The following is a 16,828-nucleotide window of genomic DNA, read 5'->3' on the forward strand; positions in this document are numbered from 1 at the left end:
TCGCCGTTTCCTTTCTGCAGCATTCCCCCCACACGAGTGTGCGCGGCGTCCGGGCGCGGGGGTCCGCGCTCCGGGGCCGCCCCCTCTGCGCGCGCGCCCCCCCACTACAGGCGGGTGCTCGCTGCATGGGAACGGCACCCCTGCGGAACCCAGCGTTACAACCTGATGGTCGTGCCAGCGCCGACGGCGCCGTTTATCCTTGGCTTTTCCCCAACCCCCAGCAGGCAACCGCATGACCGCTTCTGTTTACGACACCGCGCTGACCACCATCGACGGCGCTCCTGCATCGCTGGGCGACTACCGCGGCAAGGTGCTGCTGCTGGTCAACACCGCCTCCAAGTGCGGCCTTACCCCGCAGTACGAAGGCCTGGAAAAGCTGTACCGCGAAAAGAAGGACGCCGGCCTGGAAGTGCTGGGTTTCCCGGCCAACAACTTCAACGGGCAGGAGCCGGGCAGCGAAGAAGAGATCAAGCAGTTCTGCGCCCTGACCTATGATGTCAGCTTCCCGATGTTCTCCAAGATCAGCGTCGCCGGTGCCGACATCCACCCGCTCTACCAGCAGCTGACCGCAGCACAGCCGGCCGCCATCGGCGATGGCCCGCTGCGCGAGAAGCTGGCCGGTTTCGGCATCGAGACCAACCCGGCCCCGGCCATCCTGTGGAACTTCGAGAAGTTCCTGATCGGCAAGGACGGCAGTGTCGTTGCCCGCTTCGCCCCGGACACCAGCGCCGACGACGAAGGCCTGCGCAAGGCCATCGACGCAGCGTTGGCTGCGTAAACCAGCCATCGTTGTGTTGTGGGAGCGGCATAAGCCGCGAAGCTGGAACTGCTTGGCAACCGGTTCCAACCGCGATCTGCTGATTCATCAGCTTCGCGGTTGACACCGCTCCCACAAAAGAAAAGGCGGACAACAAAAAGCCCGGGTTTCCCCGGGCTTTTTTCATCCAGCGACAACCGGGATCAATCGCCCCAGTTCGGCATCGGCATCGCGTCCACCGGAATCGTGGTCTGGTCGTCGTCGTCACGTTTGCCACCATGACGCAGATCCTTCTCGATCTGGTAGTTGCGGCGCTGCAGCCAGGCATCGCGGGTCAGTGCGTACTCGTCCACCGCGGTATCGCGCAGGGAATCCACCGCCATCAGCTGGGCGCGCATGTCCACCAACTGCAGGCCCTGCAGGCCGATGCGGACCTTGTCCATCTCGATCTGGCGCATCGGCGACAACGGAATGTCACCGGCCAGACCGAACACATCACGCACGGTACGTGGGCCGAAGAACGGCAGTTCCACGTAACGCGAACGGCGCCAGCCCCAGGTCCCCAGGGTCTGGCCGAAGTCTTCGCTGCGCTTGGGTACCATCGCCTTGCTGGCTGGGTCGAACAGGCCGCCAATACCGAAGGTGGAGTTCATCAGGAAACGGCCCAGCGTATCCCAGGCATCATCGGCATGGCCCTGCAGCAGCTGGTTGACCATCGTCAACGGCGAACGCAGGTTGCTGAAGAAGTTGCTGACGCCGGTACGCGCGAACTGCGGCACGACATTCACATACGCCGTGGCCAGCGGACGCGCGACGCCGCGGTCGACTGCATTGTTGAAGCGATGCACGCCGCGGTTGTACTTCTCCCACGGGTCGTAGGTCATGGCGGTGGTGCTGGAGCCGTCTGCGTTCTCGCTGCCTGGCGCAGGGCCGCCGTAGAGTGCGGCGAAGTCATCTTCGGCGCCGGTCGGTGCGGTCTCATCGCTGGCAGTCACACCGTTCTGAGCGGCGTCGGTTGGCGTCGCGGTTGCGGCGTCCTGCGCCGCTTCAGCGGGGACAACATCGGTATTGCCGACGACCTGCTCGGTGGCTTGCGGCGCAACCAGCGTGGACGCTGGCACCGCATCGCGTGCGGGTTTGCCGGCGCAGGCAGCGAGCAGCGCCAGGGCAAGCAGAAGAAGGACGGTACGGAAAAGTTTCATGTCAGCTTCCTGCCGAAGAGGCGTTGAAATCGAGGGACGGTGACAGCCGGTAGGCAGCACACAGTTCGGCCAGTCCAGCCGGGTTGCCGCTGACGTCGCCGCCAGCCTGCGCCCGCAAACGTGCAGCCAGCTCACCCAGCAGCGCCAGTCCGGCGCTGTCGATGCCTTCAACCGCAGCCAGGTCGAGCCGACGCACGGGCGCCAGCGCCTGCGTCAGCTGCGGCCATAGTGCAACCACCGCCGCGCGGTCGATCACGCCTGCCAGCAGCAGGGTGTCGCCTTCGGTGCGGAAGCTGGCTTTACTTGCCACGGGGAGCCGGGCCGGCATTGGCCTGCATGCTGCCGCTGCGCAGCTCGGTGGCGACCTGCTTGATCGACTTCTGCCGCAGCGGGGCGTCGAACTGGTTCTTGAAGGTCTGCACGTAGGAAATGCCTTCGATCATCACGTCGAAGATCTTCCACTGGCCGTCGACATTGCGCATCAGGTATTCGACCGGGGTCGGCTCGCTGCCGGCGCGCACCAGCTCGGTGGAGACCTTGACGCCGCGGTTGCCCGGCAGCGGCTGCTCGCTCTTGTAGCGGAAGCTGGGCCGGCCCTGGATATCGAGCAGGGCCGAGCCGTAGCGCGACATCAGGTTGTCGGCCATCGCATCGGCGAACAGCTTGACGTCGGCATCAGCGGCGCCTCGGCCATGCACACCCAGCACCAGGCGGGCGGCGTAGTCGCGGTCGAAGCCACGGCTCAGTTCACCATCGATGAAGCTGCGCAGGGTCGCCGGATTGGCGCGGAACTCGGCGCGGCGGGTCTGCAGGGCGTTGATGATGCGGGTGCTGGAATCCAGCACGGTGCGCGCGGCGGCCGAGGGCTGCGCGGCGGTGGCGGCCGGGCGTGCCTGCGCCAGCGTGACCGACGGTGCGGCGGCCAGCAGGGCAGAGGCGAGCACGACGGTAAGCAGTTTCACTTTCATGGTTGCGGTTCCGTTGCGGGCGCGTCTGCGCCGGGGGTTTCGTTTGCAGCTGCGCCGGTGTTGCCGCCGCCGCTGAACATGTATTTGCCAACCAGCTGCAGCAGGTCGACCGCCGGCTGGGTGAAGACGATCTCATCACCGGACTTCAATACATCCGGATCGCCGCCGGGCTGCAGGCCGATATAGCTTTCACCGAGCAGGCCGCTGGTGAATATGCCGGCGGAGGTGTCGGCCGGCAGGTCCTTGAACTTGCTGTCCAGCGACAGGGTCACGATGGAATCGTATTTAATCGGGTCCAGCTGAATATCAGCTACTTGGCCGATGGTCACACCACCAACCTTCACTGGCGCCTGCTTGCGCAGCTGCCCGATCTGGCTGAAACGTGCCTTCAATTCATAGTCACCGCCGCCCATGCCGAAGCGCTGGTTGGTGGAGGCGACGGCCAGCACCAGCAGCGAGGCCAGGGCCAGCAGCAGGAAGGTGCCGACGGAAAATTCGAGTCTGGGTCCACGGATGGCCATGTTGTGTCTCACTCCTGATCCATCTGGTGCTTCGCAGGGCGAAGCGGGTTGTTCGGTTGTTTGTTTGATCCCTGCACAGCGATGTGCGGGTTTCTGCGAAGGACTCGCATCATTGGAACAGCAGCGCCGACAGCACGAAGTTGAACATCAGCACCAGCAACGAGGCGTTCACCACCGCACGGGTGGTGGCCACCGAGGTGCCCTCGATGGTCGGCTCGGCATGGAAGCCGACATAAGCCGCCACCAGCGCCGCGGTACCGCCGAAGATCGCCGACTTGAGCAGGGCGACGGCGAAGTCGTCCCAGAAGTCGACGCTGCCACGCAGCCCTGACCAGAACGTGCCGTTGTCCTGGCCCAGCACATGCACGGCTTCGAAATAGCCGCCGGCAATGGCCAGCGAGCAGAAGATGCCGGTCAGCAGCGGCACCGTCAGCACCGCCGCCCAGAAGCGCGGTGCCACCGCCTTGGCGATCGGGTCGATGGCCATCAGCTCCAGCGCCTTGATCTGGTCGGTGGCGCGCATCAGGCCGAGCTCGGCGGCGATCGAGCTGCCGGCACGGCCGATGAACAGCAGCGCGGTCAGCACCGGCGCCAGTTCGCGGTACAGCGACAGGCCAAGCAGGGTGGACAAGGCATCGGAGGCACCGAAGGTGGTGAGCGTGCGGTAGCCCTGAAGGGTCAGTACCAGGCCAACGAACGCGCCGCCAACAGCAATGATCGGTAGCGAACGTGCGCCGATCTTGTAGATCTCGCGGGTCAGTTCGGCCAGGAAGTCACGCGTCGGCAGCGAGCCACGCAGCACGGTCAGCGAGAACAGCCCGGCACGGCCCAGCGAGCGGATGGAGGAGGTGAAGGGCATCAGGAAACTGCTCCAGAAGCGCTGATCACGCTGGACGAGACATCCTTCTCCCGCGTGCGGGAGAAGGTGCCCGAAGGGCGGATGAGGGGAGCTTTTGCTCTACGTGCTTTAAAAGCGCCCTCACCCCAGCCCTCTCCCGCCATGCGGGAGAGGGGGCAGGAATCACGCATTTCGCGCAGCGTCGTCATCACGCGTTCTCCAACCCGTAATTGCGCGTGGGCGCATCGAACGGGATCGGGCCGTCCGGCTGGCCATGCAGGAACTGCCGCACCAGCGGGTCGGTGCTGGCCTGCAGTTCGTCCGGTGTGCCGGAGAACACGATGCCGCCATTGGCGATCACCACGGCCTGATCGCTGATTGGCAGGGTTTCATGCACATGGTGGCTGACGATGATGCTGGTCAGCCCCAGGCTGTCGTTCAAACGCTGGATCAGGCTCATGATCACGCCCGAGGCGATCGGGTCCAGCCCGGTCAGCGGCTCGTCGTAGATCATCAGCGGCGGGTCCAAGGCCAAGGCCCGGGCCAGCGCCACGCGCCGCGCCATGCCGCCAGACAACTCGCGCGGCCAGGCATCGGCAGCGGCCAGCAGGCCAACCGCATGCAGCTTCATCTGCACCAGGCGGCGCAGCACCGGCTCGGGCAGCTTGGTATGCGCACGCAGCGGCAAGGCCACGTTGTCGGCCACGCTCAGGTCGGTCAGCAGGCCATTACCCTGCAGCAGCACGCCGACGTTCTTGCGCATCTCCAGCAGGTCGCGGTTGCCGTGCGGAATATCCTGACCGAACAGTTGCACAGACCCTGACACCGGCCGCAACTCACCGGTCAGCGCCGCCAACATCGTCGACTTGCCGCTGCCCGAGGGGCCGAGCACGGCGGTGATGCTGCCGCGCGGTACCTGCAACGACACGTCGCGCAGAATGGTGCGTCCGCCGCGATCGATTCGCACGTTGGACAACTGCACCAAGGGAGTCCGAGCTGAGGGCATGGTGGCCTTTAACGGAAAACCAACGTTCTAGGATTGCCAGCAATGCCTGAACATAAGCGTACTGGACCGTGCAGTATTGTCGCACCCCGTGCGCCGTCCGGCATGCACTCAAGGTCGGTATTGGCGGCAACACACTGTCTCCCCAGTGGTCGAATCGGGGTTCGGAAACTGTGCACAAGGCGTGATGGGTCCGGTCCCCGGGACAATGCCCGCGGCCAAGCTCCGTAAGTACGACGAGCAGCCGGGCGGTGGTATGAGCCGATTTCCAGACACATCCGATTCTTGATCAAGAGCCAGGCCACTAAGGTCGAGTCCGACTGCAATCACCGCACCGGCCACGGAGGGGCCGAGCACGATGGCAAGGACGCTGATCGTAGTGGGCGATGCCCTGCAAGCCGGCGGCTGGGTACTGACCGGCTCGCCGCAGACCGATATCGACGGCCACCCGGTCGCCCGCATTGGTGACCGCGTCATCTGCGCCCGCCACGGCCCGGGCTCCATCCTCACCGGTGACGCAACGCTGGTGATCGATGGCCAGCCGGTCGCGCGCCATGGCGACAAGGCCAGTTGTGGTTGTGCACTGTTGGCAGGCAAGCAGCAGTTGGCGCATGTCAGTGCGGGTGGTGCGCCGGTTGCGGCGCTCAATACGACGCGCTCTGCGCTCGCTCCTTCAATGCGGCCTATTGCGTCCTCTTTGACTGGCACGGATACGCCACCGGCTGAGTCTGCCCGATGCTGGCTGGAAGATCACAGTGGTCAAGTGCTGGAGTATCCCGATGGCCGTTACTTTGAGGCCTATGAGGCGGATGGCACACGCATTGAGAATGACCATACCTGTGGCTACCGAATCGATGTCCCATTGAAATCGGGTGGCGATATCGTGGTCACGGCAAAGATAAGACTCGTGAAGTGGGGGCGAGTAGAAGAAAACGATGCCGAAACAGCCAAGCAGCGTTTACGACGAGGTATCGAGCTGGGAATCAACAACAAATTCATCCTGCAGATAACGGATGGTGCATGCGGGACGCGCTCGTTTCCGGTCCGCTATGAGGCTGATTTCGTGAGCACTGGCGAGGACTATGTCATGAAGCTGCATGATCACTATGAACGCGAAAATGTGACTGGCACTACGATCAACGTTTCCGTTGCTACAACACCTTGGGTATACGTGCACGAATTCATGCACTGCCTGGGCTTGCCTGACGAATATGTGGATCGAGATGAGCCTGAGCAGACCATCGAATTCGCAATGCCGGACGGGACTTCAGGAACTGAAATCGTCATGGCACGAAACGCAGAAATAGATGCTGATCCAGAGGCAACCATGATGTCGGAGCGATACAGCACAACCCTCAAGCCTCGGCATGTTTGGAATATAGGAATCGAAGTGAGGGAGCTACTAAGCAGAAAGCTTGAACGGGAGGTTCTATGTTCTGCCGTACGTTCTTAGCACTCGTGATTCTCCTAGTGCAATCCACTCCCGCTCACAGCGAAGAGATTGAAACCATGATCGAAGTACGTGCGCGCTGCCTCTACGGTGACCCCTGCCGCTTCATGGGTGAGGTGATTGATGTTGAACTGGAGTTGAAGAATCGAGGGGAAGAGGGAGTTGACCTGCCACTACGCTACTTCCGCGAGCAAGGTCCCAAGATGATCTTTGTGGATAACCACTCCGGCAAAGAAAAGCGTTTCCGCATGGGGCCGCCGATGCGCGAACTATTCAATAAAATGGAAACTCTCCCTCCAGGAAAATCGATTCGCGTCCCGTGGAGAATTCAGGCAGACGACATCTCGATGTTTGCGTTGCGGCCGGTCGATCTCACTGTGAGGTTCAACTTCTATCTGGCTCCCGTTGCGGGGCAGGCTGATGAGGTATTTGCCACCGCCGAGCTACGAATTCTGGATGGCCGTTGATTCGACGATAAATCGGGAGAAGAGCATGCGAGGTGATTGAGAGTTTGAAAACAAATCCGGGATCGAAGCTCCCGAAGAACAGAGCATGGTGCTCCCTTCGCCATTTCCTCAGTGGCATCGTTGCGGTACTAGCGATGGCACCTGCGGTCGCGATGTGTACAGGGGCGCAACCAAAACTTGAGCTGCGGGCACATTGCTTGATCGATGATCCCTGCAGCTTCGCTGGTGAGACGATTCGAGTAGAGCTGGAGCTCATCAATGTGGGTGACAAGGACATCGCATTGCCTGTGGAGTACTTCCGCAGACAGGGCCCCCAAGTCATTCTTGTCGATAATCATTCAAGCAAAGAGAAGCGGCTGGGCACGGGGCCGTCGAGGTCATACCTATTCGATTAGGCAAACGCACACTCTGCGGCGGCTTCGATGGGGCTGCGTAACGTGCGGGTGATTGAGCTTTGCCGGAGTCCATCCAACACTGCCACCCCACCATCGTTCCACCCCAGGCCCCCATATCGCTCGTCGAAACCATCCCACTGCGGCAAGATGGCGCGATGAGCAATGCCCCCGATTTCCGCCTGTACCACTCCAATGCCCTGGATGTGTTGGCCCAGCTGCTGGCCCATGCGCTACGTGAGCCGGCGCCCGGCCAGCCCTTGCTGGCCGCCGATATCGTGCTGATCCCGCAGGTGGCGATGCGGCGCTGGCTGCAATCGACGCTGGCCGCCGAATATGGCGTGTCGGCCAACCTGGAGTTCCTGACCCCGGGCGAGTTCGTCGCCAAGGCGCTGAAGGCCAACGTGCCCGGCGAGCGCGATGACCTGGGCGCCAGCGGCCTGCATTGGCGGCTGTATGGGGCGCTGACCGACAGCGCGCTGATGCAGAAGCCGGCGATGGCCGGGCTGCGCGCCTACCTGGACCGCGACGATCCGCTGCGCCCCTGGGCGCTGGCGGCCGAGCTGGGCGGGGTGTTCGAGAAATACCAGGCCTGGCGCCGCGACTGGCTGCTGCGCTGGGAGGACGGGGCCGAGCCGGACGACCCGCAGGCCATCCTGTGGCGTTACATCGCCGGTGGCCAGAACTACCGCGCGCGCCGCATCAACGACTACCTGGCCCGCTTCGAAGGCGCGCACCAGCCCTTGCCGCAGGGCCTGCCGCAGCGGCTGTTCGCCTTTGCCACGCTCAATGTCTCGCCGGACGTGCTGCGGGTGATCGCCACCCAGGCGCGGGTCGGCACGCTGCATTTCTATATGCCGACGCCGACCCGCTCGTACTGGGGCGATCTGCAGACGCTGAAGGAAAAGCTGCGCAGCGGCCTGGCCGAGCCGTTCGGCATCGAGGCCGGCGAAAACCCCTTGCTGCAGGCCTGGGGCGAGGCCGGCCGCGACTTCATGGCGGTGCTGGGCGACTACGAAGTGGTCCACCCCAGCGGTGAAATCGCCGCCTATGTGGACCCGGAAAGCGTGCCGGTGCCGGGCCTGGACGAGGGAGGTCTCGGCGACAGCCTGCTGCACCGGCTGCAGGCGGACCTGTTCCATCGCCGCGCGCTGCCCTCGCCCCCCCTGCGGGAAGCGCTGCGCCTGGACGACCCCAGCATCCAGATCCACGCCTGCCACACCCGCCTGCGCGAGATGCAGGTGCTGCATGACCAGCTGCGCGCGCTGCTGGAAGACCCGCGCTTCGACCCGCCGCTGCAGCCGCGCGAAATCGCAGTGCTGGCGCCGGATATCGATCCCTACGTGCCCTACCTGGAATCGGTATTCGGCGGCCGTGGCGGCAACGACGCACATATTCCCTGGGCGCTGGCCGATGCCAGCCCGCTGCAGGGCGAGCCGCTGGCCGAGGTGTTCGTGCAGTTGCTGGGCCTGCCGGTATCGCGCTTCGGCCTCAATGAAATCCTCGACCTGCTGGCCAGCGCGCCGCTGGCATCGGCCTCCGGCCTGGATGCGGCCGCCTTCGAACGCCTGCATGCCTGGTTGCAGGCCGCGGGTGCGCGCTGGGGCCTGGATGCCGGCCACCGCAAGCAACATCAGGCGCCGGCCGATGACGCCTACACCTGGCAGTTCGCGCTGGACCGGCTGCTGCTCGGCCACGCCAGCGGCAGCGACGAGGACATCGGCGGTGTCGCACCGTGGCCGGAGCTGGAAGGTGGCGGCCTGGCCGCGCTCGATGCGCTGATCCGCCTGCTACGTGTTCTCGCACGCCACCAGAAGACCCTGGGCGAAGCGCTGAGCCCCAACCAATGGCGCGAGCGCCTGCTCGGCCTGCTGCTGGCGTTGCTGCCGGAGACACCAACCGAACCGTCTGCGGTGCGCGCACTGGATCGCCTGCGCAAGCTGGTCAACGAATTCGCCGAGGAAGCCAGCAGCGCCGGCTTCGACGCGCCGGTACCGGCGGAAGTAGTACGTGCACATTTCGCCTCGGTGCTGTCCGAGGCCGATACCCGCGCACCGCTGCTGACCGGCGGCATCAGCTTCGGCCGCATGGTGCCGATGCGCCTGCTGCCGTTCCGGGTGATCTGCGTGCTGGGCTTGAACGACGGCGACTTCCCGCGCCGCGACCCGGCTGCTGGCCTCAGCCGACTCACCGCCGAGCTGGGCACCGACCGTCGCCGTTACGGCGACCGCTCGTTGCGCGAGGATGACCGCTTCCTGTTCCTGCAGTTGTTTGCTTCGGCCCAGGAGGTGTTCTACCTGAGCTATCTGGGCGCCGATGCCCGCGACGGCAGCGTGCGCGAGCCTTCGGTGCTGGTCAGCGAGCTGGTCAATGCGGCCGCCGCCTACCACCAGGATTCTCCCCAGGCACGCAAGCACCTGGTGGTGCGGCACCCGTTGCAGCCGTTCGCCCCGGCGGCATTTGGCGGCGATGGCGAGCCGCGCCGCTTCAGCTACCGGCGTCAGTGGCACCCGGCCGCCAGCGCGGTCGGGGGCAGCCGGCAACGGCTGGCGCCGTGGTTCGCGGGCCCGCTGGCCGCACCGCTACCGGCCGCGCTCAATGACGACAGCCTGTCGCTGGATGCGCTGCGGCGTTTCATCAGTGATCCCGCCGGGCAGTTCCTCAGCCAACGCCTGGGCCTGCGCCTGGCCGGCGAAATCGATGACAGCGAAGACATCGAACCGCTGCTGGTGCCCGGCGGCGGCCGACTGCATTCCTCCCTGCAGCAACACGTGCTCAGCGCCTTGTTGCAGGGTCAGGAAGCCGGCCTGTACCAGCGCCTGCGGGCGCGCGCGCTGCTGCCGTCCGGTGCGCTGGGGCGGCAGCAGTTCGAGCGCATGCTCGGCCGCATCCGGCCCTGCGCGGAGGCGTTTTCGCAGTGGTACGACGGCCAGCCGCTGGACTCGCAACGCTACGAGGTAGAGGTGGATGGCGTGCGCCTGCACGGGCGTGTCGATCAAATTCATCCACAGGGCCTGATCCGTCTCCAGGCGGGTGCACCCGGGGTGGCGTATGTGCTGCGCGGCGGACTGGATTGGCTGTTGCGCAACGCCGCCGGGGTGCCCACCGCGCTGCTGCAGTTCCATGACAACGGGCAGGCCGGCTATGGCCCCCACCGCTTGCCGGAACTGTCACCGGAGGCGGCAAAAACAGCCTTGAAAGCCTTGCTGCGCCTGCGTTCCGAAGGCATGCAGGCACCGCTGTTGTTTGCCCCTTACACCGGCTGGGAGGTCTATAACGCCGATCCGGACAAGCGCGAGAACGCCGCGCAGTCGCGCTGGTTCGGCAGTGAACACAGCTGGGGCGAGCGCAATGGCGAAGCCCTGCAACTGGCCTTGCGCGGCAGCGATCCGTTCGCATCGCCAATCACTACTCACAGATTTATCCACAACGCCTTGTTGATATTCACCGCGCTGCGCGAGGGCCGCGTATTGCCCGATTTCGATGCTGAAACCGCGGCCTCCAGCGGAGGTGCCGCATGAGCGCCGAGCTGCAGCAGGATCCGTATCTGCACCTGCCTCTGGACGGCCTGCGCCTGATCGAGGCCAGTGCCGGCACCGGCAAGACCTTCACCCTGGCCACGCTGTTCACCCGGCTGGTGGTGGAGCAGGGCCTGCGCATGGGCCAGATCCTGGCGGTGACCTTCACCGACGCCGCCACCCAGGAACTGCGCAAGCGCATCCGCGAGCGCCTGGAACTGGCCGCGCGCGTGGTCGACAGCCATCCCGCAGAAGACGACAGCCCGGAAACCACGCTCACCCGCGCCATCCTGCAACGCCACCTGCAGCAGGGCAGCGAGAGCGCCGCGCAGCTGGGCCGGCGCCTGCGCATTGCCGCCGAAGAAACCGACCTGGCCTCGATCTTCACCATCCACGGCTTCTGCACCCGCGTGCTGGGCGAGTACGCACTGGAAAGCGGCCACACCTTCGCCGCGCCAGAGCTGCTGGCCAATACCCGTGCACTGCATGACGAACTGGCAGCCGACCTGTGGCGCCTGCACGCAGGACAGGGCGAGCACCTGGAGGCGCTGCTGGGGCTGTGGAAAAGTCCCGATGCATTGGCCCGCGATCTGCCCGCCCTGGCCGCCGAGCTGCCGCTTTATCCACAGCCACCGCAAACCCTGCTCGAAGACCCGCGCCACTTCCGCGACGGCGCGGCACAGCGTCTGGCCGCCGGCATTACCGAGCACGGCGAAAGCTATCTGCAACAGCTTCGCGGCGCGCTGGAAGGCGGCATCCTCAACAAGTCCAGCTACAAGTCCGACTGGATCGAGCCGCTGTTCCAGCAACTGCTGCAGTGGAGCCGGCACCCGGACCCGGGCGCCGAACTGGACGAACGGCTGGAGCGGCTCACGCTTGAGGCGCTTACCGCCAAGACCAACAAGGCCAAGGCCGGCAGCACCCCGCAATCGCCGTTGCAGCCATTGATCGCCGATTACCTGCAGTCGTTGGGGCAGGTGACGCAGTGGCAGCGCCAGCAGTCCATCGTGCTGCTGCACCAGCTGCGCAGCGAAGTCCGCCAACGGCTGGCCCAGCTCAAGCAGCTGCGCCGCCAGCAGACCTATGACGATCTGATCGACAATGTCGCCAATGCCTTGCACGGGCCACATGGCGCACATCTGGCCGAACGCCTGCGCGCGCAGTACCGCTTCGCCTTGGTCGACGAGTTCCAGGACACCGACCCGCGCCAGTGGGACATCTTCCGCCGCGTGTTCGCCGCCGATGATGGAGACGCTGCGCTGTTCCTGATCGGCGACCCCAAGCAGGCGATCTACGGGTTCCGTGGTGGCGACGTGCACACCTATCTGCAGGCCAAGGCATTGGCCGAAGCCGCGCCGGCACTGGACCGCAACTTCCGCTCACGCCCCGGTGTGCTGCGCGCGATCCAGGCGCTGTACGACAACGCCGGCCCCGAGGCCTTCCTCGACGAGCGCATCCAGTTCGAGCCGGTACTGCCGGGCAGCAAGCGCAGCGACGCCGACTACCTGTTCGACGGCAAGGCCGCGCCGGCCCTCACCCTGCAGCTGATTGCGGGCGACGCCGATGGCAAACCGCTGAAAGCCGACGCCTCGCGCGATGCCGCCACCGCCGCCTGCGTGGCAGATATCCACAGGGTGCTCAGCGCCGCCCGCGAAGGCCGCGCGCTGCTCGATGGCAAGCCGGTGCAGCCGGGCGATATCGCCGTGCTGGTGCGCTCGCACAAGGAGGCATCACGCGTGCAGCAGGCCCTGGCCGCGCTCGGCATCCCTGCGGTAGCTGCAGGCAAGCAGAGCCTGTTTGCCAGTACCGAGGCGCATGAACTGCGGCTGCTGTTGCTGGCCCTGCTGCAACCGGCCGACGAAGGCCGTCTGCGCGCCGCGCTGGCCACGGTGCTGCTGGGCGAAAGCGCCGCCGCCATCGCCGCGATGGAACATGAAGGCGAACAACAGCGCCTGCATCAGGAACGTCTGCTGCAGTGGCGGGAGCGCTGGCAGCGCGGCGGCGTGCTCGCCCTGCTGTCGGACCTGTGTGCCGAACAGGCCGAGCGGCTGTTGCTGTTGATCGACGGCGAGCGCCGCCTGACCAACTACCTGCAGCTGGCCGAAGCCCTGCAGGAGGCCAGCAACCGCAGCATCGGCCTGCACGGCCTGCTCGACTGGCTGCAGACCCAGATCGCCCATGCCGACGAAGGCGACGAAGCGCAGCTGCTGCGGCTGGAATCGGATGCCCGCCGCGTGCAGATCATCACCCTGCACAAGAGCAAGGGCCTGGAATACCCGCTGGTCTACCTGCCCTTTGTCGGCATCGCCACCAACGCGCCGGACAGCAGCAACCACCGCACCGTGCATGACGGTGAGCAACGCGTACTGCACTGGAAGATCGACAAGGAAGACCCGGCCTGGAAGGCCGTCGGCCAGCAGGTCAGCGACGATGAAGAGGCCGAAACCGCGCGCCTGCTCTACGTCGGCCTGACCCGCGCCGAACATGCCTTGTGGATAAGTGGGGGTGCCTTGACTGGCTTGGCCAGCTCGCGGCTCGGGCCGATGCTGCAGGGCTTGCCCGAGCATGCCGACATCCAGGTGATCGAAGGCGAGAGCGCGGCGCTGCCCGCGCGCCTGCCGCCCGAACGCGAGCAGGCCTTGCCGCCGGTGCGCGAGGTACGCCGCAGCGTGCCGCACGATTGGTGGGTGTACAGCTTCACCCAGCTTGCCCATGCCGAAGGCGGCCACGACACCGCCGCGGCCGCCACGGAGGACAGCGGCGGCGCCGCCGACGAACCGGCGCAGGTCGATGTGGATGCCGAGCCGGCCCCCGAAGCTGCAGCTGCACAACCGGAAGTATTTGATCCGCGCTTTGCCGGCAGCCGCTTCGGCAACGTGCTGCATGCCGCGCTGGAGAACGTCGACTTCGGCATCTGGCGTGATTGGCAGCCCGGCGGACAGGCACCCGAAGGACAGGGCGAGATCATCGCCAAGGCAATGCGCGCCGATGGCTATATCGACGAAGAGATCGAAGACGGCGTAGCGCTGCTGACCGAGCTGATCGGCCAGACCCTCACCGTCACCCTGCCCGAGGGCGGTGCCCTGCATTCGCTGGGCGAAGGCGAGCGTCGCGCGGAAATCGAGTTCCACTTCGCCATGCAGCCGACTACGGTGCCGGCCCTGCTGCGCGTGCTGCATGCCCACGGGGTGGTACGCGGCCGCAACGGCTTCGGCCTGCGCCGTCAGTTGGAAGGACTGATGACCGGCAAGATCGACCTTACCTACGTCCGCGAAGGGCGTTGGTATGTGCTGGATTACAAATCCAACCGGCTGCCCGATTACGCCCCGGTGCAGCTGGACGCGGCCATGCGCCATAGCGAGTACGACCTGCAGGCGCTGATCTACACCGTGGCGCTGCATCGCTGGCTGCGCTTCCGCATCGGTGCTGGTTACGACTATGCGCGGGATTTCGGTGGCATCCGCTACCTGTTCTGCCGTGGCCTGGATGCAACGCGTCCGCAGTCGCCGGGCCTGTACGCGCACAACTTCGCACCGGAGCTGGTGCATGCGGTGGATGAATTGTTTGCCGGTGGCCGCGACGGCCATGCGGCCTTGTTGGCACGACTGGGAGGCGAGGCATGAGCCTGCTGGCCGCATTGAACAAAGCCGGCGTCCTGCGCGCGCTGGACCACGCCCTGGCGCAGAGCCTGCGGCGGCTGGATACGGACACGCCGGACGTGGTGCTGGCCGCGGCTGCGCTGGCGTCGCTGGCGGTATCGCAGGGGCATGCGGGCTTTGATCCGACCCAGCCGCAGCGATTGGTGGATGCCGGCGTGGAATGGCCGGCTGCCGACGTGTGGATAGCGCAGCTGGAGGCATCCAAGTGGATATCCACAGCTGTGGATAACCGCGTGGAATCGCGGCAGGCACCCTTGGTATGGGAGAACGGGCTGCTGTATCTGCGCCGCTACCGCGAATACGAGCGCCGCTTGGCGAGCGGGTTGCAGAAGATCGGGCAGGCGCCGGTTGCGGGTGGCGATGTGGCTGGCCTGGCTGACGTGTTTACTCGATTGTTTTCGGGGCAGGCGGCACCTGAAAACCAGCAGGCAGACCTGTTCGACGCACCCTCACCCCAGCCCTCTCCCGGAGGGAGAGGGGGCAACAGCCCTGCAGCCGAGTTGGACCACTCCCTTCTCCCTCCGGGAGAAGGTGCCCGAAGGGCGGAAGAGGGTAGGGCTCCAGACCACCAAGCCCGCGCCGCAGCCACCGCCCTGCGCCACAATCTGCTGCTGATCACCGGCGGCCCCGGCACCGGCAAGACCACCACCATCACTCGCCTGTTGGTGCTGCTGGCCGCGCAGGCGCAGGCCGCAAACCAGCCCGCGCCGCGCATCGCCCTGGCCGCGCCAACCGGCCGCGCCGCCGAGCGCATGGCCGAAAGCCTGCGCCACGCCCTGCAGAAACTGACCGCCACCGGCATCGACAGTACCCTGTGCGAACAGCTGCCCAGCACCGGCACCACCTTGCACCGCCTGCTCGGCGTGATTCCGGACTCGCCGCGTTTCCGCCACCACGCTGACAACCCGCTGCCTTATGACGTCATCGTGGTCGACGAAGCCTCGATGATCGACCTGCCGCTGATGACCAAGCTGGTCGAAGCCATCGCCCCCGGCACCCGTCTGGTGCTGCTCGGCGATCCGGACCAGCTGCCTTCGGTGGAAGCCGGCGACGTGCTCAGTGCCATCCTGCGTGCCGCCGGCGATGGCCGGCGCACGACGGCTACGGATGCGGATGCACTGCGCCCGCTGCTGGGCGAATTGCCCGCCGACGCCGTGGAAACCAACCCCAAGGACTTTGCTGGTGCCCGCGTGCAGCTGCAGCGCGGCTATCGGCAGAGTGAAGCCCTGCAGCTGGCACCGTTGGCCAGCGCCATGCGCGACGGCGACGCGCTGCAGGCCTTGCAGTTGCTGCGCGACGCGCAACTCACCGGCGTGCACTTCCACGAAGGCGATATTGACCCCCTGCAGGCCTGGCGTGAGCCGCTGCAGCAGTACTGGCAGGCGCTGGCCGATGCCGCCACGCCGGCCGACGCGCTGGCGCTGGCCGGGCGTATGCGCCTGCTCACCGCCGTACGCGAAGGCCCGCAAGGTGCGCGTGGTCTCAACGCCCGCATCGAGGAACTGCTGGGTGGCAATCGTGGCCGCACGCTGGGCCCGGGCTGGTTCCACGGCCGCCTGCTGATCATTGGCGAGAACAGCTACCGCCACCGTCTGTTCAACGGCGATGTCGGCATCTGCCTGCGCGATGGCAGCGGCATCAGCGCCTGGTTCCCCGGCGACGACCCGGCCAACCCGCGCGCCTTCCACCCGGCGGCGCTGCCGCTGCACGAAAGCGCGTTTGCGATGACTGTGCACAAGGCGCAGGGCTCTGAATTCGACCAGGTCTGGCTGCAGCTGCCACGCCGCGACAACCGCGTGCTCAGCCGCGAGCTGCTGTACACCGGCATCACCCGCGCCCGTAACGGCCTGCACATGGCCGGCAGCGCCGAGGTCATCGAGGCCGCCCTGGCCCGCCACGCCAGCCGTTGGTCAGGCCTGGCACAACGGCTTGCGCCGTAGTCGCGTAGCCCGGGTAAGCGCAGCGCACCCGGGAGGCGGGGCTCTCGGCGTCTGTCAGGCGGCCAGCCAACAGCCCCGGGTGCGCTGCGCTTCTTACCCGGGCTACGGTGTTG

12 protein-coding genes are annotated in these 16,828 nt (G+C 65.9%); 6 read left to right on the top strand and 6 right to left on the bottom strand.

Translation table 11 applies throughout. The features are described 5' to 3' along the window. Positions 1-232 precede the first annotated feature (232 nt). A complete protein-coding gene (locus tag AC1VXC_RS14860; protein ID WP_313173717.1) occupies positions 233-778 on the top strand; it encodes a glutathione peroxidase in 546 nt (181 codons plus the stop codon). Between the two features lie 182 nt (positions 779-960). On the opposite strand, the gene AC1VXC_RS14865 is transcribed toward AC1VXC_RS14860, so the two are convergent. The 6 genes from AC1VXC_RS14865 to AC1VXC_RS14890 form a co-directional block, all read right to left on the bottom strand. After that, positions 961-1,959, bottom strand: a complete 999-nt coding sequence (locus AC1VXC_RS14865) for an MlaA family lipoprotein (RefSeq protein WP_481539084.1) — start codon at positions 1,957-1,959, stop codon at positions 961-963. A gap of 1 nt (position 1,960) precedes the next feature. Further along, complete coding sequence (locus AC1VXC_RS14870; RefSeq protein WP_481539085.1) at positions 1,961-2,269, bottom strand: STAS domain-containing protein; 309 nt, start codon at positions 2,267-2,269, stop codon at positions 1,961-1,963. Further along, positions 2,259-2,927, bottom strand: a complete 669-nt coding sequence (locus AC1VXC_RS14875; RefSeq protein WP_313494106.1) for an MlaC/ttg2D family ABC transporter substrate-binding protein — start codon at positions 2,925-2,927, stop codon at positions 2,259-2,261. The genes AC1VXC_RS14870 and AC1VXC_RS14875 overlap by 11 nt, the downstream gene beginning before the upstream one ends. After that, complete coding sequence (gene mlaD / locus AC1VXC_RS14880) at positions 2,924-3,448, bottom strand: outer membrane lipid asymmetry maintenance protein MlaD (RefSeq protein WP_481539086.1); 525 nt, start codon at positions 3,446-3,448, stop codon at positions 2,924-2,926. The genes AC1VXC_RS14875 and mlaD overlap by 4 nt, the downstream gene beginning before the upstream one ends. Before the next feature lie 109 nt (positions 3,449-3,557). Beyond that, on the bottom strand, positions 3,558-4,307 hold the full coding sequence (locus AC1VXC_RS14885; RefSeq protein WP_282267696.1) for an MlaE family lipid ABC transporter permease subunit: 750 nt from the start codon (positions 4,305-4,307) through the stop codon (positions 3,558-3,560). A gap of 187 nt (positions 4,308-4,494) precedes the next feature. Continuing rightward, positions 4,495-5,292: an ABC transporter ATP-binding protein gene (locus tag AC1VXC_RS14890; protein WP_313173712.1), complete on the bottom strand. Its 798-nt coding sequence runs from the start codon at positions 5,290-5,292 to the stop codon at positions 4,495-4,497. A gap of 355 nt (positions 5,293-5,647) precedes the next feature. Here AC1VXC_RS14890 and AC1VXC_RS14895 point away from each other — a divergent pair, with 355 nt between their 5' ends. The 5 genes from AC1VXC_RS14895 to recD all read left to right on the top strand — a co-directional run bounded on the left by AC1VXC_RS14895 (position 5,648) and on the right by recD (position 16,715). After that, positions 5,648-6,742: a PAAR domain-containing protein gene (locus AC1VXC_RS14895; RefSeq protein ID WP_481539087.1), complete on the top strand. Its 1,095-nt coding sequence runs from the start codon at positions 5,648-5,650 to the stop codon at positions 6,740-6,742. A gap of 56 nt (positions 6,743-6,798) precedes the next feature. Next, a complete protein-coding gene (locus AC1VXC_RS14900; protein ID WP_313173710.1) occupies positions 6,799-7,206 on the top strand; it encodes a hypothetical protein in 408 nt (135 codons plus the stop codon). 550 nt (positions 7,207-7,756) lie between these two features. Continuing rightward, on the top strand, positions 7,757-11,119 hold the full coding sequence (gene recC / locus AC1VXC_RS14905; protein ID WP_481539088.1) for an exodeoxyribonuclease V subunit gamma: 3,363 nt from the start codon (positions 7,757-7,759) through the stop codon (positions 11,117-11,119). Next, the gene (gene recB, locus AC1VXC_RS14910; protein WP_481539089.1) at positions 11,116-14,739 is read left to right on the top strand and encodes an exodeoxyribonuclease V subunit beta; all 3,624 of its coding nucleotides are present in this window, start codon (positions 11,116-11,118) and stop codon (positions 14,737-14,739) included. Before recC ends, recB begins: the two co-directional genes overlap by 4 nt. Continuing rightward, positions 14,736-16,715, top strand: coding sequence for an exodeoxyribonuclease V subunit alpha (recD, locus tag AC1VXC_RS14915; RefSeq protein ID WP_481539090.1), 1,980 nt, complete (start codon positions 14,736-14,738; stop codon positions 16,713-16,715). Before recB ends, recD begins: the two co-directional genes overlap by 4 nt. Positions 16,716-16,828: the final 113 nt, after the last annotated feature.

It is taken from the genome of Stenotrophomonas sp. STEN033 (assembly GCF_056856655.1).